Source organism: Micromonospora sp. NPDC127501 (assembly GCF_040302185.1).
Lineage (GTDB): Bacteria > Actinomycetota > Actinomycetes > Mycobacteriales > Micromonosporaceae > Micromonospora.
In genome coordinates this window covers 320,836-342,653 of sequence record NZ_JBEORJ010000002.1, presented here as the reverse complement: position 1 = coordinate 342,653, position 21,818 = coordinate 320,836, and the positions used below count along the sequence as shown (strand labels likewise).

The window sequence follows — 21,818 nt, the reverse complement described above, 5'->3', positions numbered from 1 at the left end:
TCTGATGACCGAAACCTCTTGATCAACAGGGGAAGGGGGCCGGCGGGTGGGTGAGTTGGTTATTCGCCGGTTGGGGTTTCGGCGGCGGTTCTCAGGTTGGGGGCGCTGGCCGGTTCGGCGATGCCGCCGGGAGACCCGGTGAAGCCCGCGGTCTCCGCGGTCTCCGCGGCGACCGCCGGCTGGTCGGCCGGCATGACCTCGGGCATCTTGGGTACGGCGACCACGGCCGTCCCGTACGCGCAGATCTCCATCCACATCTCGCCGCAGTCCCGGCTGTCGAACCGCATGCCGATCACCGCGTTCGCGCCGAGCCGCAGGGCCTCCTCGCCGAGGCGGGCCACCGAGTCGGTGCGCCACCGGGTCAGGTTGTCCGGTGCCATCGGGTCGTACGCGCCACCGCGCAGGTTCTTCACACCCTCGCGGTACGGGTTGCGCGTCCTGGCCATCGATGACACCACCTCACCGAGAATCTGGCGGATCTCGTAGCCGGGCAGTTGCTCTGTCGTCACGACCAGCACGGTTCCGATGCTGTCAGGAGTGGCGCGACCCGATCGTGTGCATTGTTCACCTGATCGGATGCTGCAAAACGACGCGGCGCGGACGGCCGGCACGCGGCCGACCATCCGCGCCGAGCGGGGCGCTAACCGTCAGACACCGGCCACCGAGGTGATCCAGGCCCGGTTGTACGCAACGCTGCCGTAGTTCTGGATGCTCGACCCGTCGGCGGTGGAGGCGACGCCGACCTGCTGACCGTTGTAGAACTGCGGGCCGCCGGAGTCACCGCGCCAGGCGTTGCCGTTGATCCGGGTGCTGCGGATCGCCTGGCCGCCGTAGGCGTCGGTGGCGCTGTTGCTGGTCACCCGGACGGTGGCGGTCTTCAGCTGGGTGGACGCCGAGCAGCCGCTGTAGCAGGTCATGCCCCAGCCGTAGATCGAGTTCGTCGAGTTGATCGGCGGGTTGCTGCTGGCCAGGCTCACCGCGGAGGTGCTGACGCTGCTGGAGAGCCGCATGAGCGCGAGGTCGTTGCGGGTGTAGGTGGCGCTGACCGTGCGGGTGACCCCGCCGGAGGTGCGGTTCACGCTTCCGACGCGCACCGACATGGTGCCGCTGATGCAGTGCCGAGCGGTGAGCACCCACTGCGCGGCGATGACGCTGCCGGAGCAGGTGAACGAGCCGTTGCTGAGCACCGCGGCGGCCCAGGGGGCGGACGAGACGGTGCCGCCGCCGATGATGTTCGGGCTGGGCGGGGTGGCGGACGCGGCGGACGCGACGCCGAGGGTGCCGACCAGCGCGGTGCTGAGTACGGCGAGCAGGGGGCGGATGCGCATCGGGTGGACTCCTTGGACGGGGCGGGCCCGGGGTCGCCGGGTGCGGGTGGTGCCGGGCGGCGGGGGTTCCCGGAGCCGGCGGAATCGACTTGCGTCGATGTAGAGTAGGACGCGACACGATCGTTATCAAGGAGCTGATCGAGGTTGCCCAATGTAACGATTCGGCCACCCGCTGCGCCGTATATGTCCTGCTGGGGCCACCTGTCGTGCCGGACAGGTCCGACTGGGCGTCAGTAATGTCGATCACTGCCTGAACTGCACCCGGCCGGTGCGTCCGCGGCGATATCTGCCAGGTACGCTGGCTGCGCTCGCCCATTGTGGGTCGGCACCCAACTGCGTACACAGTCAGGAGTGCCCAGTGCCTCGCGTCGTCGTCGACGTCATGCTCAAGCCCGAGATCCTTGATCCGCAGGGCCAGGCCGTCGCAAACGCGCTGCCCCGGCTCGGCGTCGGTGACGTCGCCTCGGTTCGGATCGGCAGGCGGATCGAGATCGAGTTCACCGGTGAACCGGACCTGGACCGCGCTCGGGAGATTGCCGACAAACTGCTCGCCAACCCGGTCATCGAGGACTTCACCGTCCGCGTGGTCGAGGCCGACGAGACTGCGGACGCCCGCTCGTGACCGCCCGGGTCGGTGTGGTCACCTTCCCCGGCTCGCTCGACGACGGGGACGCGGCCCGGGCCGTCCGGATCGCCGGCGCTGAGCCGGTCCGGCTCTGGCACGGCGACCCGGAGTTGCACGGTGTCGACGCGGTCGTCCTGCCCGGCGGCTTCTCCTACGGTGACTACCTGCGGTGCGGCGCCATCGCCCGGTTCGCCCCGGTGATGGAGACGATCGTGGACGCCGCCCGGGGCGGTCTGCCGGTGCTCGGCATCTGCAACGGCTTCCAGATTCTCTGCGAGGCGCACCTGCTGCCCGGCGCGCTCACCCGCAACCAGCACCTGCACTTCCGCAACCGGGACCAGGTCCTGCGCATCGAGTCGGCCGGGACGGCGTGGACCAACGCGTTCCAGCCCGGCCAGGAGGTGCTCATCCCGGTCAAGAACGGCGAGGGCTGCTACGTCGCGGACACCGCGACGCTGGACCAGCTCGAAGCCGAAGGTCGGGTGGTCGCCCGCTACGTCGGCGGCAACCCCAACGGGTCCCAGCGCGACATCGCCGCGATCACCAACGCCGCCGGCAACGTGGTCGGCATCATGCCGCACCCCGAGCACGCGGTGGAGGCGCTCACCGGCCCTTCGCTGGACGGCCTCGGCTTCTTCACGTCGGTCCTCAAGCACCTGGTGGGGGCGCCGGCATGACCGGCGGCACGATCATCGGTCAGCTCAACCGCCGGTCTGGCGGGCACGAGCGCAGCGAGGAGAGGTCATGACCACCCATCCGGACCCGGTACGGGACACACCGGAGGCGTACTCCGCCCCGGCGCAGCCGGCCGAGCCGAGCCCGGCGCAGCCGATCGCACCGGCGACCGCTCCCGCCCAGCCGGCCGCCGCCGTCTGGACCGAGGGCGTGGACACCGTGCCGCGCGCCGGTGGCACCCCGGGCGAACTTCAGCCGTACACCGAGCTGGGCCTGCGTGACGACGAGTACGACCGGATCCGGCAGATCCTCGGCCGCCGGCCCACGCAGTCCGAGCTGGCGATGTATTCGATCATGTGGAGCGAGCACTGCTCCTACAAGTCGAGCAAGGTGCACCTGCGCCAGTTCGGCGAGAAGGCCCCGCACAGCGACCGGCTGCTCGCCGGCATCGGTGAGAACGCCGGTGTCGTGCAGATCTCCGACGAGCTGGCGGTGACCTTCAAGGTCGAGTCGCACAACCACCCGAGCTTCGTCGAGCCGTACCAGGGCGCGGCGACCGGCGTCGGCGGCATCGTCCGGGACATCCTCGCCATGGGTGCCCGCCCGGTCGCGGTGATGGACCCGCTGCGCTTCGGTGCCGCGGACCACCCGGACACCGCCCGGGTGCTCACCGGCGTGGTCGCCGGCGTCGGCGGCTACGGCAACTGCCTGGGCCTGCCCAACATCGGTGGCGAGTTGGTCTTCGACCCGTCCTACCAGGGCAACCCGCTGCTCAACGCGCTCTGCCTGGGCGTGCTGCCGGTCAACCGGTTGCAGAACAAGGCCGCCGCCGGCCCGGGCAACGTTGTCGTTCTGATGGGCGCCAAGACCGGCCGGGACGGCATCGGTGGTGTGTCGGTGCTGGCCAGCGCCACCTTCGACGAGGGCAGCGAGGCGCGCCGACCCGCCGTGCAGGTCGGTGACCCGTTCACCGAGAAGCTGCTGATCGAGGCGTGCCTCGAGCTGTACGACGGCCAGCTGGTCGTCGGCATCCAGGACCTCGGCGGCGCCGGCCTGACCTGCGCGCTCACCGAGACCGCCGCCGCTGCCGGCACCGGCATGCGGGTCTGGCTGGAGCGGGTGCCTCTGCGCGAGCCCTCAATGGACCCGCACGAGATCCTCGCCAGCGAGTCGCAGGAGCGGATGCTGCTGGTCGTCGAGCCGGACAAGCTCGACGCGGTGCTCAAGACCTGCGAGAAGTGGGGCGTCCTCGCCACCGCGATCGGTGAGGTCACCGCACCGGAGCCGGACGGCCGCCCGGGTCGCCTGCTGATCACCTGGCAGGACCACCTGGTCGTCGACGTGCCCCCGGGTTCGCTGGTCGACGACGGCCCGGTCTACGCCCGGCCGATGCGCGAGCCGGCCGACCTGATCCTGCTCCAGGCCGACCGGGCCGAGACGCTGCCCCGCCCGGCCGACCCGGAGGCGCTGCGGGAGACCGTGCTGCGCATGATCGCGTCGCCCAACCTGGCCGACAAGACCTGGGTCACCGAGCAGTACGACCGCTACGTGCTGGGCAACACCGTGCTCGCCCAGCCGGAGGACGGCGGCGTGATCCGGATCGACGAGCGGACCGGTCTCGGTGTGGCGCTGTCGGTCGACGGTAACGGCCGGTACGCCAGGCTCGACCCGTACAACGGCACCAAGCTGGCCCTGGCCGAGGCGTACCGGAACGTCGCGGTGACCGGCGCGAAGCCGATCGCCGTGACCAACTGCCTCAACTTCGGCTCGCCGGAGGACCCGGGCGTGATGTGGCAGTTCGCCGAGGCCGTGCGCGGCCTGGCGGACGGCTGCCTGGAGCTGGGCATCCCGGTGACCGGCGGCAACGTCAGCTTCTACAACCAGACCGGTGCCGCGGCCATCCACCCGACCCCGGTGGTCGGTGTGCTGGGCGTGCTGGACAACGTCGCCGACCGGGTGCCGATGGGCTTCGTGCCGCGCGCCGGTGGCGACCACGACCAGCTCTACCTGCTCGGCGAGACGAACGTGGAGCTGTCCGGCTCGGAGTGGGCCTGGGTGACGCACGAGCACCTCGGCGGTATTCCGCCGCAGGTCGACCTTCTCCGCGAGAAGGCGCTGGCCGAGCTGCTGGCCGAGGCGGCCCGGGTCGGCCACCTGGCCTCCGCGCACGACCTCTCCGACGGTGGTCTCGCCCAGAGCCTGGTCGAGTCCTGCCTGCGGCGCGGCGTCGGTGCCCGGGTCGCGGTGCCGGAGCAGTTCGCCGAGGGCTCGATGCCGTTCGTCTACCTGTTCAGCGAGTCCGCCACGCGGGCGCTGGTCTCGGTGCCGCGCGGCCACGACAAGGCGTTCGCGGCGCTCTGCGCCGAGCGGGGCGTGCCGTTCGAGCTGATCGGCGTCACCGACCCGTCCGGTGGGGCGCTCGAGGTGCACGGCCAGTTCCGGATCGGCCTGGACGAGCTGCGCGCCGCGCACACCGAGACGTTGCCGCGCCTCTTCGGGGGCTCGGCGGCCGTCGAGGTGCCCGCGCCGGCTGCCGGTGTGGCGGGTGCGGTCGAGGCCGTACCGCTGCCGGTCGCGCAGGCTGAGCCGGTCGACGCGGCGGCGGTGGTCTCCGAGCCGATCGCTTCCTCGGGTCCTTCCCCGGAGACCGGGGCGGTCGAGCCGATCGGGTCGGAACAGCCCGACGGGGCGTCCGAGTCTGACTCCGGTGTCACCGAGCCGTCGCCTGACGAGCGCTGAGGCGTTGACGGCCGCCGTCTACGGCCAACCCGGATCGGGTGCCCGGTTCGACTGGGGGCTGACCGGGGCGGCCGAACTCGGCCGGGTCTGCGCGGCGCTGGTGGTGGTGGACGTCCTCTCGTTCACCACCGCCGTGGAGGTGGCGGTCGCCCGGGGCATGCGGGTGCACCCGTTCCCCTGGGCTGAGCAGGCCGCCGAGTACGCCGTCCGGGTCGGTGCGACCGCTGCTGTCGGGCGGCGGCAGACGACCGCAGAACATCCGTGGTCGCTCTCGCCCGCCGCGCTGAGCAGCGCACCCGTGGTGGCGGACCTCGTGCTGCCCTCCCCGAACGGCTCGGCCATCAGCGCCGCCGCCAGCGCCACCGGCCTGCCGGTGGTCGCGGCGTGTCTGCGCAACGCGCGCGCCGTCGGCCATTGGCTGCGCCGCCAGGGGTACGGCACGCTGGACGCCCCGATCGGCGTGATCGCCTCGGGGGAGCGGTGGCCGGACGGGTCGCTGCGACCATCGGTGGAGGACCAACTCGGCGCCGCCTCGGTGCTGGACGCCCTCTCCGGTGTGCCGGGTGGGCTCTCGGTGGAGGCGGCCATGGCGCTCGCCGCGCTGGCGAGCACTCCGGATCTGCACGCCGCGGTGCGCGGCAGCGTCTCCGGTCGGGAGTTGACCGAGAACGGCTTCGCCGCGGACGTGGACGTCGCCGTCCGGATCGGCGTGTCGGACGTCGTCCCGGTGCTCCACCAGGGCGTCTTCTCCGCCGCCTGATCGCGCCGGCCCGCGCCTCGCCGCGCCGGCCCGCGCCTTGTGATCAACTCGGCTTTCCGGAAGTCGCGGTGTCCAGGTTTTCGGGATGGCCCGACTTCACTGATCGCGAGTGGGTCTTGCAGCGAAACGGCCACCCGGATCTCCCGGGTGGCCGTTTCCGTGTGCTGTGGTGGGGTCAGTCGTCCAGCCAGTCGAGGCGGCGACCGCCGCGCTCGGTCGGCGGCGGGGTCTCCGGTCGGTTCCGCCCGGCGGGCTGGCCGTAACCGCCCTGGTCGTAGCCGCCCCGGTCGTCGTAACCGCCACCGCGCTGCGGCGGAGGCTCCTGGCCGCCGTAGTTGCCGCCCTGGTCGTATCCGCCGGCGGGCTGGCCGTAACCGCCCTGGTCGTAGCCGCCCCGGTCGTCGTAACCGCCACCGCGCTGCGGCGGAGGCTCCTGGCCGTAGGCGCCGCCCTGGTCGTATCCGCCGGCCGGTTGCCCGTAGCCGCCCTGGTCGTACCCGCCAGCCTCCGGAGCGCCGTATCCCGCGGTCGGCTCGGCGGTGCGACCGCCGTACGGGGCGGGATCGGGCTGGCCGTACCCCTGCCCCTGCTCCGGCTGGTAGACGCCGGTGGCGTACGGGTCGGCCGGGGCCGGGTACTGGGTGTCGCCGGTGTACCGGCCGGTCGGCTCGTCGAACCGCTCGCCGTAGGCCGCTCCGCCAGCGGGAGCCGGCGGGTAGGCGGCGGTGCCGCCCGGGGCGTCGTAGTCACGACCGCCGTAGCCGCCACCGGAGGCCGGGGCGTTCCCGTAGCCGGCACCGGAGGCCGGAGCATTGCCGTAACCGGCACCGTAACCGTCACCGGCCGCACCGGCGCCGTACCCGCCCTCCGGGCCGGCCGGAGCGCCGTAGCCGCCACCGGAGGCGGGAGCGTTGCCGTAGCCGCCGGCACCGTACCCGGCGGACGCTGGCTCCTCGCCGTAGCCGACGCCGCCCCAGCCCTGCTGACCCGCGCCGCCGTACGCCTGGGCAGGCGCGCCGTACGGGTCTGGCGGAACGTCGTCGACCACCGGTCGGTGCATCATCGTCGGCGCCTCGCTCAGCGCCGCGCCGCCGACCATTGTCGGGTCCGCTCCACCACCGGGACGACCGCCGACCACCCGGGTCTGGTCGTCGGGACCGCGGAACCCGCCGCGCGATGGCGGCACCACTCCGCCGCCACCGGCAGCTGCCGGAGCGTCGTCGTCGCCGTTCTCCCTGCGCTTCATCCAGAGCAGCACGATCGTGCCGACACCGGCGGCGACCAGGAGACCACCGAGCAGGATGATCAGGTACGAGCTGAAGCCGCCGCCGTCCTCGCTGTTGGCGGCGTTCGCCGGAGCACCCTGGCTGGCCTCCTCGGTGGGCTCCTCCGCGGTGCCCTCCTCGGTCGCCTCCTCGGTGGGGGTCGCCTCGGGGGTGGCGGACGGGGTGGCGCTGGGCGTCGCCTCCACCTTGAGCGCGAGGCTGAGCCGTTGCCCGGTGACGGCCTGCCCGGCGGCGGCGTTCAAAACCTTGAACGCTTTGATGTTGTCGAACGACGCGCCCAGGTCGATCCGTCCGGGCGCGATCGGGTTCTGGGTCGTACCGGTGAACCGGAAGTTGCCGCTGCCGTCGCTCGTGGCGTCGTAACGGTGACCGGCGGTGTCCTGGAGGACCACGAACGCGTTCGGCACGGCCTTGCCGTCGGCCTGCGAGACCACCTTGCCGGAAACCGACCGCACGGTCTGGTTCTGCGGCGGCGGCGGAGCGGCCTTGCCCTTCACGGTCAGCGAGACGGTGGCGGTGTCCGGGCCGGACTCGGCCTCGACCGCCACCGTGATGGTCGCGGTCGCGTCGCCGGCGTTGTCGTTGGCCGCGATCCTGACCAGCTGCGAACCTGTCGGATTGCCCAGGCCGCCGCCGGAGAGTTTGACATCGCCGCAACCACTGGCGCAGCTGACGCCGGACGGCAGGCCGGAGAGGCTGACCTTCGCCGACTCGTCGTTGTTACCCCCAGTGACGCGCACGGTGATTGTGGCGTCGCTGCCGGCGTTTACGGTGATCGAGCCGGGGGAAACGCTGACCTCTGCGGCCATGGCTGGTGTGGCGGGGACGGCGAGCAGAGCGCCGGCAACCAGCGCTACGACCACACCGGCCCGCTGCTTCCAGGCACGTCGGTGTGTTGACACGTCCACCGCCTTCCGGGCTGACTTCCCTCTGACCGGCGGGGCGCCGGGCCGGGGATCATCACGGTACGAATACGCCGTCGGCAACTATGCCTTGTCCGACTGCATGAGCGCGACCCAGGGCCAGCGTCGCGTGTCTGGCCTGGGGGTCGTATCGTCCCGTCGTGTCCTCTCCGCACAGTAAGTCCGCTGCCGTTACGGCCGCGTTGTCGGCGCTCGACGAGGGGCGTACACCCGAACGGCCGGTGTTCCGCGAGGCGGTCCGGTCGTTGTTGACCGTCCTCGCGGAGCGCGCCCCCGGCCGATCGGTGGAGGTGCGCGTTCCACCATACGGGGCGATCCAGTGCGTACCGGGGCCTCGACACACCAGGGGAAATCCACCAAACGTGGTCGAGATGGCCCCGAACACCTGGTTGGAGCTGGCAACCGGCAGGGTCGGCTGGGCGGAGGCGGTCACCGACGGTCGCGTCCAGATGAGTGGCAACCGCGCTGACCTGTCGGCGTATCTGCCCCTCTAGTCGTCCGGATGTCCCACTCGCTGTAACGCTGAGCAGGGGAATCGTGACTTTCTGTATTGACGTCGATTCGCGTACACTGTCAGGCGATGACAGTGGTCCCGGCAGAGGAGAGTGGATCCGCCAGTGATCCCCGCCCGGCCGGTCCAGACCAGCATGAGGGAGCGGTAGGTGCCCCGAGGCGACGGCCGGCTGAGCCACGACCTTGACCCCCAACGACCTGGCCCCCAGGATGCCTGCGGCGTCTTCGGCGTCTGGGCCCCCGGCGAAGAGGTTGCCAATCTGACCTACTTCGGCCTCTACGCCCTGCAGCACCGCGGCCAGGAGGCGGCGGGCATCGCGGTGAGCGATGGCTCCGGCGTGGTGGTCTACAAGGACCTTGGCCTGGTGGCACAGGTCTTCGACGAGCCCACCCTGGCGAGCCTGCGCGGTCACCTGGCGATCGGGCACGCCCGATACTCCACCACCGGCGCGTCCAACTGGGAGAACGCCCAGCCGACGATCCGGTCGACCACCTCCGGCACGACCATCGCGCTGGCCCACAACGGCAACCTGGTCAACACGGCCGAGCTGGAGAAGGAGGTCGCCGAGCGCGGCCTCATCGCGGACGGTTCGACCAACGACACCTCCCTGGTGACGATGCTGCTCGCCAGCCGGCCGGATCTGTCGGTCGAGGCGGCCGCGCTGGAGGTGCTGCCGCAACTGCGCGGCGCGTTCAGCTTCGTCTTCATGGACGAGTCGACCCTCTACGCGGCCCGCGATCCGCACGGCGTCCGCCCGCTGGTGCTCGGCCGCCTGGAGCGCGGCTGGGTCGTGGCCAGCGAGACGGCCGCCCTGGACATCGTCGGCGCCAGCGTGGTGCGCGAGGTCGAGCCGGGCGAGCTGATCGCGATCGACGAGAACGGGCTGCGCTCCACCCGGTTCGCCGCGCCGGAGCCGAAGGGCTGCCTCTTCGAGTACGTCTACATCGCCCGCCCGGACGCCACGATCGCCGGGCGCAACGTCCACTCGGCGCGGGTGCAGATCGGCCGGCAGTTGGCCAAGGAACACCCGGTCGAGGCCGACCTGGTGATCCCGGTGCCCGAGTCGGGCACGCCAGCCGCCATCGGGTACGCGGAGGCGTCGGGCATCACGTACGGCGCCGGCCTGATGAAGAACCCGTACGTGGGTCGCACCTTCATCCAGCCGTCGCAGACCCTGCGTCAGCTCGGCATCCGGCTCAAGCTCAACCCGCTGCGGGAAAACGTCCGCGGCAAGCGGTTGGTGGTCGTGGACGACTCGATCGTGCGCGGCAACACCCAGCGCGCCATCGTGCGGATGCTGCGTGAGGCAGGGGCGCTGGAGGTGCACGTCCGGATCTCCTCCCCGCCGGTCAGCTGGCCGTGCTTCTACGGCATCGACTTCGCCACCCGGGCGGAGCTGCTGGCCAACGGGTTGGACAACGACGGCATCCGGCGCTCCATCGGCGCCGACACGCTGGGCTTCGTTTCCCTTCCCGGCCTGATCGCCGCGACCGAGCAGCCGAAGACCAGGCTGTGTCGGGCGTGTTTCGATGGGGAGTACCCGATCGAGTTGCCAGCCGGCAACCTGATCGGCAAGCACGTGCTCGAAGGGGTGGGTCGACGCGTCGCCAACTCGGCGCCGGAGGCCACGCACACCAACGGCTCGTCCGTCGCCACTCCGGGTGGCGTTACCGCAAACCGCCCGTAGCACCAACCGGCGCGGCCCGGCTACCGCCGGCGGCACCGAGAACCAAAGGGGAGAACCGTGACGCACGTGTCCGAGCGCAGCGGCGCAGGAAGCAGCCCGACCGGCGCCGGCGGCGACCGCCAGCCGTGGACGGGCGGTGCTGGCCGCCAGGCGCGCAAACGCTCGGTCTCGTACGCCGACGCCGGGGTCTCCATCGACGCGGGTGACCGCGCGGTGGAGCTGCTCAAGTCGAAGGTGCGGCAGACCCGCCGTCCCGAGGTGCTCGGTGACCTCGGTGGCTTCGCCGGCCTGTTCCGGCTGGACACGAAGAAGTACAAGAGCCCGATCCTGGCGTCCTCCACCGATGGGGTGGGCACCAAGCTGGTGATCGCCCAGCAGATGGACATTCACGACACGGTCGGCATCGACCTGGTCGCGATGGTCGTCGACGACCTGGTGGCCTGCGGCGCCGAGCCGCTGTTCCTGCTCGACTACATCGCCACCGGCGAGGTCGTGCCGGACAAGGTCGCCGAGATCGGCGCGGGCATCGCCGACGGCTGCCGCTACGCCGGCTGCGCGCTGCTGGGCGGGGAGACCGCCGAGCACCCCGGCGTCCTGCGTCCGGACGAGTACGACATCTCCGCGACCGGCGTGGGCGTGGTCGAGGAAGCCGACATCCTGAGCCCCGACCGGGTCGAGGTGGGCGACGTGGTGATCGCCATGCGCTCCTCCGGCCTGCACTCCAACGGGTACTCCCTGGTCCGGCACGTGCTGCTGGGGGCGGCCCGGATGCGTCTGGACATCGTGATCGACGACTTCGGCCGGCAGCGGACCCTCGGTGAGGAGCTGCTCACACCGACCAAGATCTACGCCAAGGACTGCCTCAAGCTGATCGCCGAGGCCGAGGTGCGGGCGCTGTCCCACATCACCGGTGGCGGCATCCCCGGCAACCTGGTCCGGGTGCTGCCCGAGCACGTCGACGCGGTGGTCAACCGGTCCACCTGGAAGCCGCAGCCGATCTTCGACCTGATCCAGACCAAGGGTCGGATCGACGACCACGACATGGAGTCGACCTTCAACATGGGCGTCGGCATGTTCGCGATCGTCTCGGCCGAGGACGCCGACCGGGCGCTGGCCACCCTGACCGGCCGTGGCGTCGAGGCGTGGCAGGCCGGCGAGATCATCGAGGGCACCGGCAACGTGCAGATGGTCGGTCAGCACACCCGAGGATGATCACTTTCCGGTGATCGTACGGGCACCTGATCAGGGCTTCACCCGAGTGGCCAATGCCGCCTAGCCTGAAGGGCACCCTCAGGCTAGGCGGAGGAGGGCGATGGCTGCTCGGGGACAGTCGTTCAGCGGGATGCGCGGTCTGGCCGCCGTCCCGTCGTACGTCGTCATGCAGCCCACCACGCTCTGCAACCTCGACTGCGCGTACTGCTATCTGCCGTTTCGCGCCGCCGACCGCCGGATGCCGGTGGCGGTGGCCGAGGCGGTCGCTGCCGCGGTCAATCCCTGGGCGGCGAATGGTCGGTTCTCCGTGGTGTGGCACGGCGGCGAGCCCCTGGCCGCCGGTCGAGAGCACCTTGCCGATCTGATCGCCCCGTTCGGGCCGGAGGTCGAGCACCATGTGCAGACCAACGCCACCCTCATCGACGACGACTGGTGCGACTTCTTCGCCCGGCACGAGATGCGGGTGAGTGTGAGCGTCGACGGCCCCCGGACGCGCAACGGCGACCGGGTCAACCGGGGCGGTCAGCCGGCGTACGACCGGATCCTGCACGGCATTTCGGTGCTGCGCCGGCGCGGTCTGCCCTTCTCCGCGTTGGCCGTGGTGTCCCGGCCCGAGCCGGGGCTCGCCACCGAGTTGTACGACTACTTCCTCGAGCTGGGCTGCGACGTGCTGGGCATCAACATCGAGGAGACCGAAGGGGTCAACACCCGCGACAACCGCCACGACCCGGCGGCGGTGTCCGCGTTCTGGGCGGAGTTGGTAGGGGCGTGGCGCCGGGAGCCCCGGATCCACCTCCGCGAGATCGAGTGGTCGTTGCGCTACGCCGCGGCGGTGCTCGACAACTCGGCGGACGGGGTGCTGCCCCGCCACCTGGACCCGATCCCGACGATCGGTCACGACGGCTCGGTGATCGTGCTCTCCCCGGAGCTGGCCGGCTTCACCGACCCCCGCTACGGCGACTTCAGCAGCGGCAACGTGCTGACGACCCCGTTGGCGCAGATCCTCGGCAACGCGGCGACGACGCCGTGGGTGAGGGAGTTCCTGGCCGGGGTGGAGGCGTGCCGGGCGTCCTGCCCGTACTTCGGCTTCTGCGGTGGTGGCCATGCCGCCAACCGTTACTTCGAACTGGGGCGTTTTGACGGTACGGAGACCGAGCACTGCCGCAACAGCAAGATCCGCCTATTGGAGGGAGTGTTGGAGCATGCCCGAGACCACCAGTCACCGGCGGCCTGAGCGCGAAGCGGACGACGGAGTCACCGAACGGGTGCGGGACGCGGCTCCCGCGCTCGTCGCACTGCTCCAGGAGGCCGAGGACGCACGCCGGCTGCGTTCGGAGGTGTCGGGCGGCGAGGGCTCCAGCGCTGTCTGCGCCTGGAACCACTTCGAGAACATCCCGACGTTCTACAACTGGAACAATCGCCCGCGCTGAGGAAGCCGTTGTCAGGGGCCTGTCGAGCGGCCGGAGTGGATCCGGTCGGGCCAGGCCCCTGATCGTCGGCGACTGCACCTGCACGGGACGTGCGTGAGCACGCGGGGGTTACCGCGTGCTCAGCTGCGTCGAGAGGTCAGCGGGTCGGACGGACCCAGGGATCCGGATCGTCGTCCGCGTGATCCTCATCATCGTCGTCGACGAACTCTTTAGAGTCGTCGTCGAAGTGGTGCTCAGACTTACCAGCACCCGCCAGTTCGCGCTGCAAAGCGGTGAGGTCGGTGTTCGGGGAGTGGTACTTCAACTCCCGCGCCACCTTAGTCTGCTTGGCCTTAGCACGGCCGCGCCCCATGGCTCGACCCCCTCGCACAGAATGCGGGGCAGCCCGAAGGCGGGCCCCGATGACGTCAGGCATCTCTCGTGGCTCTTACGGTACATGGGGATGCCATCGTTCGGCACCTCGGGTTACCGTCAGCCGGCTCTGCGCGTCGCGTGATCCGGCCGTCACCCAGTGTACCGGGTAAGGAGCGGAACGGTTAGCGCCCGTGACACCGGACAAACCGCATCAAATTTGACCCCGGCTCAGCTTACCCAGCGACGCCCGGCACGGGGGCCCGGAGGCGGATCTCGTCGATCCGCCCCCGGGGACGCTCAGCGCAGGTGGATCGCGCGCAACCGGCCGACGTCGGCCATCCGCCGCTCCGCCAGGCGGTCGGCGGCCACCGCCGGCGGCACGCCCTCCGCGTCAGCCAGGTGCAGGATCTCGCGGGTGGTGTCGTAGATCCGGGTCGCCCGCAGCTTCGCCCGGTCGAAGTTGAAGCCCTCGATCTCGTCGGCCACCTGGATCACGCCGCCCGCGTTGACCACGTAGTCCGGGGTGTAGAGGATGCCCCGGTCGGCCAGCAGCTTCTCGATGCCCGGGTGGGCGAGCTGGTTGTTCGCCGCCCCGGTGACCACCTTGGCGCGCAACGCCGGCACGGTGTCGTCGTTCAGGGCGCCGCCCAGCGCGCACGGCGCGTACACGTCGATGTCCGCGGCGACCAGGGCGCTGGCGTCGTCGACGAGGGTGACCTGCGGGTGGTTGCTGCGCACCCACGCCAGCGCCTTCGGGTTGACGTCGGTGGCGACCACCTCGGCGCCATCCTCCAGCAGGTGCCCGGTGAGGTACTTGCCGACCTTGCCCAGCCCGGCCACGCCGATCCGTCGGCCCCGCAGGCTCGGGGTGCCCCACACGTGCTCGGCCGCGGCCCGCATCCCCTGGAAGACACCCCAGGCGGTGAGGATCGACGAGTCGCCGGCGCCGCCGTGCTCCACGCTGCGCCCGGTCACGTAGCGGGTCTCCCGGGCCACGACGTCCATGTCCGCGACGTACGTGCCGACGTCACAGGCGGTGTAGTAGCGGCCGCCCAGCGACTCCACGAAGCGGCCGTACGCGCGCAGCAGCGCCTCGCTCTTGATCTGCTCCGGATCGCCCCAGATGACGGCCTTGCCGCCGCCCAGGTCCAGCCCGGCGAGCGCGTTCTTGTACGCCATCCCACGGGACAGGTCCAGCACGTCGGCGAGGGCGTCGTCCTCGCTCGCGTACGGGTAGAAGCGGGTGCCGCCGAGCGCCGGGCCCAGCGCTGTGGAGTAGATCCCGATGATCGCCTTCAGGCCGCTCTGCTTGTCCTGGCAGAACACGACCTGCTCGTGACCGGTCGATACCGGGTCGTCGGTGCTCGCGAATACGCCCATGGTTGGCTCCTACTGTGGTGTGCGTCCTTGTGGGACGCGGACCTGGTGGACCCCGGCGGGGATGCTGCCGGTGTGATCGAGCCTAGTATCGGCCGCCGGACGGGCGCTCGACGCGCCGCCGCCGTCCCACGGTGCGGCGCGCGTGCTCCGGCCGCTGACCGCGTACGGGCGTGGTTCGTGGGAGGATCGCGCGGTGCCGTCGCTCTTCGCTTCTTACCTGCGCGTGTACGAACCGCTGGCCGCCTTCGATCGGGACCGGCAGAGCTACTGGCGCCGCTACGTCTCGGAGGGGCGCGCGATCGCCCCGGTCGAGGGGCCCGGTCGGCAGCGGACGGCGGTGATCGAGGCGCTGGGTGCTGGCTGGACCCGGCTGCCGGACCTGCCGGAGGAGGCGTACGTCCTGGAGACGGACGACGGCCTGCTGGTCTGCCCGTGGAACCTGCGCATCCGGGTCGCTGAGGCGGCGCTCAGCGCCCGGGACGGGGTGCCCTCGGTGCTCGCCGACGCCTTCGTGCCGCCGGTGCTCGCCGGGCAGGCCAGGGCGGTGGTGGACGACTGGCGCAGTGGCGCCCGGGTGCTGGAGCACGGGGTGCCCCGGGTGCACGAGCAGATCGCCACCTGGGGCGTACCGCTGCGGTGGTTCGTGCTCTTCGACCCGGCGGAGCGGGACCTGGTCACCCAGCCGGGCCGGCGGGCGTTGCGCTACCGCACCGAGATCTCCAAGGCTCGACGCCGCTCGTCGCGGGCGCTGTCGGTGCTGCGCAAATCGGTGGGCGAGGCGCCGATCACCGAGGCGGTGGAGGAGGCGGCCCGCTGGTTGGAGGAGTTCCATCCGCGGTCCGTGGTCGAGCTGGACTACGGCGGTCTGGTCGACCTGCTCTCCGACGAGACGCTCGCCGCGGACGACTCGCCCGAGCTGGTTGCGGGCGGCCTCGCGGGGCTGTCACGCGGTGAGGCCGAGGAGGCGTCGGCCGCGTACGACAAGTTGGTGGCTCGGTGGCGCGCGGTGCAGCTGTTGGAGCGGTGCAACTAGGGCATATCACCCTAGGAGCGCTCCCAAGGTGAGTTGTGCTCGTAGTTGACGCATCACGAACCGTGATCATGAGTCCGAATAAGGTACTTTCTGCCGTGTAAAAGTCGTAAAAATCGGGCATGGTTCATCCGTCCGTCTAGGGACCTTCATCCGTTCGGCCCATGTCGGACATCGGGGACTAGCCGGACCATGGGAGACGCGTCGGCCGGCGGGACCCCGGCCGATGTCTATACATGTGGAGGAGTGACCGATGGCATCGCGAACGCACGAACCAGAGCCGCTACTCACGCCGGCCGAGGTGGCGTCGATGTTCCGGGTCGACCCGAAGACGGTGACCCGGTGGGCCAAGGCTGGCAAGCTCAGTGCCATCCGCACCCTGGGTGGCCACCGTCGGTACCGTGAGTCGGAGGTCAGGGCGCTGCTGCAGGGCCAGATCCCGCAGCAGCGGCAGGGCGACTGAGCCGGCAGGAGTTCTTCGTCAGGGGCGGTGGATCTCGATCCGCCGCCCCTTTCGTATGCCCGGGCTCGGGTCAGCGCCGCAAGTCAGCGCCGTGGCTCGGTCAACGTCACCCGGATGCCGACCGTGCCGCCCTCGCCGCGACGCAGCCGGCTGCCCAGCAGGCTCAGTCGACCGATCAGGCGGTACTTGTGCTTGAGCAGGTCGCGGACCCGACCGGTGTCACCGCTCCCGTAGATCGTCGCGTGAGCTGGCACCTCCGCCCCGTGTGGCCGACCCCGCACGTCGCACGGGGCCACTGTCACCTCGCCGTTGCGGCGGATCCGCTTCACCTTGCCCGAGTCGGCGCGGGTCCAGACCGCCAACGCCTCCCCGTCGCGTACCGCCCAGACCGGGGTCGGCACCGCCCGACCGTCCTTGCGGAAGGTCGTGAGCAGGATGTACTTCTCGGCCGACAGCCGGTCCAGCATGGTCACGCCGCCAGGATACGGCCGGCGCGGGCCACTGAGTGGCCGGATAGCGTGAACGTCGTGACGGTTGAGCCTCTAATCGGTGACGTGATCGGCGAACTGCTGCGAGACACGCTCGCCGTGGCCACCGGGGTGGGCCCCCGGCCCCTGGTCGGTGGTCGACTGCCGCGACCGGTCATCGAGATCATCGAACGGGACGACGGCCTGATCAACGGCGCCCCGTCGGCGCACTACCTGGACGGCCCGGCGGAGTGGCAGCCGTACGACCACCGCGCGGTGGAGCGGGCGCACGGCGAGACGCTGGACATCGGCACCGGTGCCGGCCGGATCGCGCTGCTGCTCCAGGAGCGCGGCGTACCGGTCACCGGACTGGACACCTCAGCGGGCGCGCTGGAGGTGAGCCGGCGTCGCGGTGTCCGGCGGCTGGTGCACGGCACCGTCGACACGCACGTCGCCGACGGGTCGCGGTACGACACGTTCCTGCTGCTCGGCAACAACCTCGGGCTGTTCGAGGGGCGGGAGCGTGCCCCCGAGTTCCTGGCCGCGCTCGCCGCGCTGGCCCGACCGGGGGCGCAGATCATCGCGCAGGGCACCGACCCGTACGGCACCCGCGACCCGCTGCACACCGGCTACCACGAGCGCAACCGTCGGCGCGGCCGGCTCGGTGGCCAGCTGCGGCTGCGGTTGCGCTACCGCGAGTTGAGTACCGAGTGGTTCGACTACCTGGTCTGCTCGGCGGACGAGTTCGCCAGCCTGGTGCACGGCACCGGTTGGCGGCTCACCGATGTGGACGACCGCGACGCCCCCTACTACCTGGCCACCCTGCGCCTCGTCGACTGAGCAGGACGGCCCCCGCTCTCCGTCGGGCGGAGAGCGGGGGCCGTCGTACGTCTCAGACCTGGACGGTCGGGGGGAGCTGCTCGGGCGGCAGGCCGCCGTCGCCGTCGACCACCTCGTCCGGTTGGCCGTCCTCGTCGATGTCGACCATGGTGATGTCCACCTTGCCGTCACCGTCGGTGTCGAACTGGAACAGGTCCGCCTTGCCGTCGCCGTCGGTGTCCACCACCCACACGTCGGTCTTGCCGTCGTTGTTGGTGTCGGCGCGCAGCAGTTCGACCCGCTCGTCGCCTCGGGTCTCCACGGTCTCCCCGTCGGTGACGCTCTCCGGTGCCTGGCTCATGTCGATGCGGTCCTTCCCTCGGTTGACGGGCCGTCATTACCCGATCCGGCGCTCCCCCACGCATGGGCCGGGTCGTCGCGCTGTCTAGGGTCGCACCATGAGCGAGCGGAGCGGGCGGGACACCCGGGCCGGCGTAGCGGGGACCCCGCGCGTCGGCGGGCGGGACAGGGAGGCGTGATGAGCGATCGTTTCGTGGTCGTCGGTGCCGGCACGATGGGGCTTGGCATCGCGTACGTGGCGGCCGGTACCGGGCACGCCGTCGAGTTGGTCGAGGTGGATCCCGAGCGGGGTGCGGCCGCGCTGAACCGGCTCGCCGAGCTGTGGGAGCGGGCGGTGCAGCGCGGGAAGCTGAGCGCCGACGAGGCCGCCACGAACCGGCAGCGGGTGACGCTGCGCCCGACCCTCGCCGAGGTCGCTCCCGCCCCCCAGGTGATCGTGGAGGCGGTGCCGGAGCGCCTCGAGGCGAAGCGTGCCGTGCTGCGCGACGCCGCCGCGCTGCGCCCGGCACTGCTGGGCAGCAACACCTCCAGCATCGCCATCGGGGCGCTGGCCGCCGAACTGGACGCGCCCGAGCGCTTCCTCGGTCTGCACTTCTTCAACCCGGTCTGGGCGATGGCGCTGCTGGAGATCGTGGTCGGCCCGGCCACCGCCGAGGAGACCACCGCCGCGGCCGTCGCGCTCGCCGGCCGGCTCGGCAAGGAGCCCGTCGTCGTACGCGACATGCCCGGCTTCGCCACCTCCCGGCTCGGGGTCACCCTCGGGCTGGAGGCGATTCGGATGGTCGCCGATGAGGTGGCCAGCCCGGCGGACATCGACAAGGCCATGGTGCTCGGCTACCGGCATCCGATCGGGCCGTTGGAGCTCACCGACCTGGTCGGCCTCGACGTGCGGCTGGACATCGCCCGCACTCTCCAGGCCGCGTACGGGGACCGCTTCGCGCCGCCCCCGCTGCTGGTGGAGATGGTGGCCGCGGGGCGGCTGGGTAAGAAGTCCGGGCAGGGCTTCTACCGCTGGGAAGGCGGTGTCAAGCAGTGAGCGGGTTGCGGATCGAGGAGCGGCCGGACCGGCTGGTGGTCACCCTGGACCGGCCGGAGAAGCGCAACGCCATCGACGCCGACCTGATCGCCGAGCTGCACCAGGTCTGCGCCGAGTTGGAGGCGCGCCCACGCCTGCTGCTGCTCACCGGCGGTGCGGCGGGCATCTTCGCCGGTGGCGCCGACATCGGTCAGCTCCGCGAACGAGGTCGCACGGACGCCCTCGCCGCGATCAACTCGGCCGCCTTCGCCCGCATCCGGGCGCTGCCGATGCCGACCGTGGCGGCCGTCGACGGCCCGGCGTTGGGCGGTGGCGCGGAGCTGGCGTACGCCTGCGATCTGCGGGTGTGCACGGCACGGGCGGTCTTCGGGCAACCGGAGGTGCGGTTGGGCATCCTGGCCGGCGCCGGTGCGACCCACCGGCTGCCCGCGTTGATCGGCGAGGGCCGGGCCAAGGAGCTGCTCTTCACCGGCCGGCGGGTGGACGCCGCGGAGGCACTGCGGATCGGCCTGGTGAACCGGGTGGTGGACGAGCCGGGCGAGCTGCTGACGGTGGCGCACGCGTTGCTGGACGAGATCGCCCTGGGCTCACCGTTGGCGGTGCGGCTGACCAAGCTGGCGGTGGACGCGCCCGCCGCCGCGCACCCGCATCTCGACCTGGTCAGCCAGGCGGTGCTCTTCGAGGACGACGAGAAGCACCGCCGGATGACCGAGTTCCTGGAGCGTCGCCGGCCGCGCTGAGACCGCGTACCAGAAACGGCCGCACCGGCGGGAAGCCGGTGCGGCCGTCGTGGTTTCGGGTCCTGCCTACTGCCGGATCTGCACCCCGGCGTCGGCCAGGCCGCGGATCACCTGGGCGGACTCACCGAAACCGATGATCAGTACGGCGTCCGCGCCGAATTCCTTGATCTCCTTCGCGCCGCCGCTGAAGTCGACCGGAGCGGCCTTCGCGTCGGCCGGCGGCTCGTACGTCAACAGCTTGAGCCGGTCGTTGGCGATACCGGCCTTCTCCAGCTCGTCGCGGACGGTGCCCTGAAGGCCCTCACCGTAGGAGTCCTTGCGGGCGACGATGACGATCTTCTGTGACCCGTCGCGGAGGATCACATCGGCCAACGCCCGGCCCTGGAGGCTGTCCGGCGGGGCGGTACGGAAGTAGAGGCCCTGGTCGTCGACGTCGGTCAGGCTGCTGTCGGTGTTGGACGGGGAGAAGAGGATCTTCCCGGCCTGCACCACGTCCGGCAGTACCGCCCGGGAGATGCCCGAACCGCCGGCCCCGATGATCACGCTGACGCCGTCCGCCACGTGCTTGGCCACCGTCGCCTTGGCCACCGCCGGGCTGGTGCCGTCGTCGCCGTCGAGCCACGTCACCGGCTTGCCCAGTGCGCCGCCAGCGGCGTTGATCTCCCTGATCGCCAGCGCGGCGCCAGCGGCCATCGGCGGGTAGGCGATCGAGAGGTCACCGGTCTTCGGCAGCAGGCCGCCCAGGATCAGCGGCTCCTGGTCGGCGGCGCCACCCGGGCGCTGCTTCTTCGGCTTCGGCGGCGTCTTGGTGCTCGCCGCCGACTCGATGCCCGCGCCGACGAACTCGGTCTTGCCGTCGTTGATCTGCTGCCCGTCGAAGGTCAGCGTGGCGTAGCTCGCGGTGGCCGGCTCACCCTTGTCGGTGAAGCCCGCCCGGGTCAGCGACACGCCGCGGTACTCGATGTCCTGCCCGTTGCGGGCCAGCGCGAGACAGCTTGCCGGGTCTTCGCAGCGCTGCCCGTCGTTGGTCACGGCGACGATCTGCTTGGTGATGGCGGCCGGGTCGGTGCTCCCGGCCAACTGGGCGGCGAGCACGGCGATCACCACCGCGTCGTACGTCTCGGCGGAGTACACGTAGTCCGTCAGCGCCGGATTGACGGCTCGTAGCCGGCCCTTGAAGTCGTCGGGGAGCGGTACGAGGGGCGTGGTGCCCTTCATCCCGTCGACGAGACTCGCCCGTTCCTTCAACTCCGCAGGATAGGAGTTGAGCATGTTGCCGTCCGTGCCGTAGAGGCGCACCTGTTGGGCGCTGGCCTCTTCGGGCTTGTCATCCCCGCAAGCGCTTGTGGCGAGCAGGATCGTCGCGCAGGCAGCCAGTGTGGCTACCCGCGAGCGGCGTGATACGAACATGGTCGTCCTTCCTCCGGCGAAGGTCCGCTGCGCACATTAGCGTGCCGAGGCCGGCGGCGGGACCGTGGAGGTGGCGTAATGCGCAGGTAGCTCGCGTTGAACACGGACAGTGACGGTTGCGGGAGTGCGCTTGACCACCGGTCCTACTGTGCGCTGCGTGACCGACCTACCACAGCAGACGTTCGATGACGCGGCCGCCGTGCTCCGTTCGGCGCTGACCGGCGATGGAGATGCGGTGGTGGGAGCGTTCGACGCGGTCGTCGACCGGGCCGGCCTGGACGGCGCGTATGACGTCGCCTGGTGCCTGGCCGCGACCATGCTCGGTGATGCGCCGGCGGCCAGCGGGGCGGCGCTCGACTTTCCGGGAATCGATCAGGCCGGGTACGACACCCGCTGGGTGGCCCGCTTCGTCAGCGCGTACGCGAATCGGGACGAGCCGACCGGGGAGGCGCTGTTCGGCGCGGCGGCCGCCGACGGGCTGCTCCCCGACTGCCTGCTCACACTCGCCGGCTCGACGATCGCCACCCTGCGCAGCCGCGCCGGGTGACGCCCAGCCGGGTCGCGGCGTCCGTCGGGGGGC

Annotated in this window: 23 protein-coding genes; 15 read left to right on the top strand and 8 right to left on the bottom strand. The window is 71.2% G+C overall.

Features of this window, described 5'->3' with window-relative positions; genetic code table 11:
- Positions 1 to 59 precede the first annotated feature (59 nt).
- Positions 60 to 623: a YbjQ family protein gene (locus ABTW72_RS05585; protein ID WP_350854682.1), complete on the bottom strand. Its 564-nt coding sequence runs from the start codon at positions 621 to 623 to the stop codon at positions 60 to 62.
- 24 nt (positions 624 to 647) lie between these two features.
- Entirely contained in the window at positions 648 to 1,328 is a 681-nt protein-coding gene (locus ABTW72_RS05580; RefSeq protein WP_350854679.1) for a S1 family peptidase, read from the bottom strand.
- A gap of 358 nt (positions 1,329 to 1,686) precedes the next feature.
- On the opposite strand from ABTW72_RS05580, the gene purS reads away from it, so the two are divergent.
- The 4 genes from purS (at position 1,687) to ABTW72_RS05560 (ending at position 6,127) form a co-directional block, all read left to right on the top strand.
- Positions 1,687 to 1,950, top strand: coding sequence for a phosphoribosylformylglycinamidine synthase subunit PurS (gene purS / locus ABTW72_RS05575; protein ID WP_350854676.1), 264 nt, complete (start codon positions 1,687 to 1,689; stop codon positions 1,948 to 1,950).
- Complete coding sequence (gene purQ / locus ABTW72_RS05570; RefSeq protein WP_091396055.1) at positions 1,947 to 2,630, top strand: phosphoribosylformylglycinamidine synthase subunit PurQ; 684 nt, start codon at positions 1,947 to 1,949, stop codon at positions 2,628 to 2,630. The genes purS and purQ overlap by 4 nt, the downstream gene beginning before the upstream one ends.
- Before the next feature lie 67 nt (positions 2,631 to 2,697).
- Positions 2,698 to 5,367: a phosphoribosylformylglycinamidine synthase subunit PurL gene (gene purL, locus ABTW72_RS05565; protein WP_350854673.1), complete on the top strand. Its 2,670-nt coding sequence runs from the start codon at positions 2,698 to 2,700 to the stop codon at positions 5,365 to 5,367.
- Between the two features lie 4 nt (positions 5,368 to 5,371).
- Complete coding sequence (locus ABTW72_RS05560; RefSeq protein WP_350855421.1) at positions 5,372 to 6,127, top strand: 2-phosphosulfolactate phosphatase; 756 nt, start codon at positions 5,372 to 5,374, stop codon at positions 6,125 to 6,127.
- A 175-nt stretch (positions 6,128 to 6,302) separates the two neighbouring features.
- Here ABTW72_RS05560 and ABTW72_RS05555 read toward each other — a convergent pair whose 3' ends face one another.
- A complete protein-coding gene (locus ABTW72_RS05555; RefSeq protein ID WP_350854670.1) occupies positions 6,303 to 8,315 on the bottom strand; it encodes a carboxypeptidase regulatory-like domain-containing protein in 2,013 nt (670 codons plus the stop codon).
- Positions 8,316 to 8,476: 161 nt separating this feature from the next.
- Between ABTW72_RS05555 and ABTW72_RS05550 the strand changes: the two genes are divergently transcribed.
- From ABTW72_RS05550 to amcA, 5 genes are all read left to right on the top strand, one after another.
- The gene (locus tag ABTW72_RS05550; RefSeq protein ID WP_350854667.1) at positions 8,477 to 8,830 is read left to right on the top strand and encodes a sterol carrier family protein; all 354 of its coding nucleotides are present in this window, start codon (positions 8,477 to 8,479) and stop codon (positions 8,828 to 8,830) included.
- Between the two features lie 168 nt (positions 8,831 to 8,998).
- On the top strand, positions 8,999 to 10,537 hold the full coding sequence (gene purF / locus ABTW72_RS05545; RefSeq protein ID WP_350854664.1) for an amidophosphoribosyltransferase: 1,539 nt from the start codon (positions 8,999 to 9,001) through the stop codon (positions 10,535 to 10,537).
- A 57-nt stretch (positions 10,538 to 10,594) separates the two neighbouring features.
- Entirely contained in the window at positions 10,595 to 11,749 is a 1,155-nt protein-coding gene (gene purM, locus ABTW72_RS05540) for a phosphoribosylformylglycinamidine cyclo-ligase (RefSeq protein ID WP_091396042.1), read from the top strand.
- A 130-nt stretch (positions 11,750 to 11,879) separates the two neighbouring features.
- Complete coding sequence (gene amcB / locus ABTW72_RS05535; protein ID WP_350855418.1) at positions 11,880 to 12,983, top strand: cyclophane-forming radical SAM peptide maturase AmcB; 1,104 nt, start codon at positions 11,880 to 11,882, stop codon at positions 12,981 to 12,983.
- The gene (amcA, locus tag ABTW72_RS05530) at positions 12,952 to 13,179 is read left to right on the top strand and encodes a multiple cyclophane-containing RiPP AmcA (RefSeq protein ID WP_124853502.1); all 228 of its coding nucleotides are present in this window, start codon (positions 12,952 to 12,954) and stop codon (positions 13,177 to 13,179) included. Before amcB ends, amcA begins: the two co-directional genes overlap by 32 nt.
- A gap of 136 nt (positions 13,180 to 13,315) precedes the next feature.
- Here the strand turns inward: amcA and ABTW72_RS05525 are convergent, their stop codons facing one another.
- Positions 13,316 to 13,531, bottom strand: a complete 216-nt coding sequence (locus ABTW72_RS05525) for a DUF3073 domain-containing protein (protein ID WP_030332207.1) — start codon at positions 13,529 to 13,531, stop codon at positions 13,316 to 13,318.
- Between the two features lie 299 nt (positions 13,532 to 13,830).
- On the bottom strand, positions 13,831 to 14,913 hold the full coding sequence (locus tag ABTW72_RS05520; RefSeq protein ID WP_124853501.1) for a Glu/Leu/Phe/Val family dehydrogenase: 1,083 nt from the start codon (positions 14,911 to 14,913) through the stop codon (positions 13,831 to 13,833).
- A 193-nt stretch (positions 14,914 to 15,106) separates the two neighbouring features.
- On the opposite strand from ABTW72_RS05520, the gene ABTW72_RS05515 reads away from it, so the two are divergent.
- The gene (locus ABTW72_RS05515; protein WP_203123410.1) at positions 15,107 to 15,946 is read left to right on the top strand and encodes a DUF8083 family protein; all 840 of its coding nucleotides are present in this window, start codon (positions 15,107 to 15,109) and stop codon (positions 15,944 to 15,946) included.
- A gap of 250 nt (positions 15,947 to 16,196) precedes the next feature.
- Entirely contained in the window at positions 16,197 to 16,406 is a 210-nt protein-coding gene (locus ABTW72_RS05510; RefSeq protein ID WP_007073996.1) for a BldC family transcriptional regulator, read from the top strand.
- Positions 16,407 to 16,489: 83 nt separating this feature from the next.
- Here the strand turns inward: ABTW72_RS05510 and ABTW72_RS05505 are convergent, their stop codons facing one another.
- Positions 16,490 to 16,879 carry a PPOX class F420-dependent oxidoreductase gene (locus tag ABTW72_RS05505; RefSeq protein WP_350854660.1) on the bottom strand — a complete coding sequence of 130 codons (390 nt, stop codon included), beginning with the start codon at positions 16,877 to 16,879 and terminating at the stop codon, positions 16,490 to 16,492.
- 54 nt (positions 16,880 to 16,933) lie between these two features.
- On the opposite strand from ABTW72_RS05505, the gene ABTW72_RS05500 reads away from it, so the two are divergent.
- Positions 16,934 to 17,713 carry a class I SAM-dependent methyltransferase gene (locus ABTW72_RS05500; protein ID WP_350854657.1) on the top strand — a complete coding sequence of 260 codons (780 nt, stop codon included), beginning with the start codon at positions 16,934 to 16,936 and terminating at the stop codon, positions 17,711 to 17,713.
- Between the two features lie 52 nt (positions 17,714 to 17,765).
- Here the strand turns inward: ABTW72_RS05500 and ABTW72_RS05495 are convergent, their stop codons facing one another.
- Complete coding sequence (locus ABTW72_RS05495; RefSeq protein WP_238660820.1) at positions 17,766 to 18,053, bottom strand: hypothetical protein; 288 nt, start codon at positions 18,051 to 18,053, stop codon at positions 17,766 to 17,768.
- Positions 18,054 to 18,230: 177 nt separating this feature from the next.
- On the opposite strand from ABTW72_RS05495, the gene ABTW72_RS05490 reads away from it, so the two are divergent.
- Both ABTW72_RS05490 and ABTW72_RS05485 read left to right on the top strand, forming a co-directional pair.
- Positions 18,231 to 19,088, top strand: coding sequence for a 3-hydroxyacyl-CoA dehydrogenase family protein (locus ABTW72_RS05490; RefSeq protein ID WP_350854654.1), 858 nt, complete (start codon positions 18,231 to 18,233; stop codon positions 19,086 to 19,088).
- Complete coding sequence (locus ABTW72_RS05485) at positions 19,085 to 19,828, top strand: enoyl-CoA hydratase/isomerase family protein (protein ID WP_091396017.1); 744 nt, start codon at positions 19,085 to 19,087, stop codon at positions 19,826 to 19,828. Before ABTW72_RS05490 ends, ABTW72_RS05485 begins: the two co-directional genes overlap by 4 nt.
- 66 nt (positions 19,829 to 19,894) lie before the next feature.
- On the opposite strand, the gene ABTW72_RS05480 is transcribed toward ABTW72_RS05485, so the two are convergent.
- A complete protein-coding gene (locus tag ABTW72_RS05480; RefSeq protein ID WP_350854651.1) occupies positions 19,895 to 21,238 on the bottom strand; it encodes an ABC transporter substrate-binding protein in 1,344 nt (447 codons plus the stop codon).
- A gap of 157 nt (positions 21,239 to 21,395) precedes the next feature.
- On the opposite strand from ABTW72_RS05480, the gene ABTW72_RS05475 reads away from it, so the two are divergent.
- On the top strand, positions 21,396 to 21,785 hold the full coding sequence (locus ABTW72_RS05475; protein WP_350854648.1) for a hypothetical protein: 390 nt from the start codon (positions 21,396 to 21,398) through the stop codon (positions 21,783 to 21,785).
- The last annotated feature ends 33 nt before the right edge of the window (positions 21,786 to 21,818 follow it).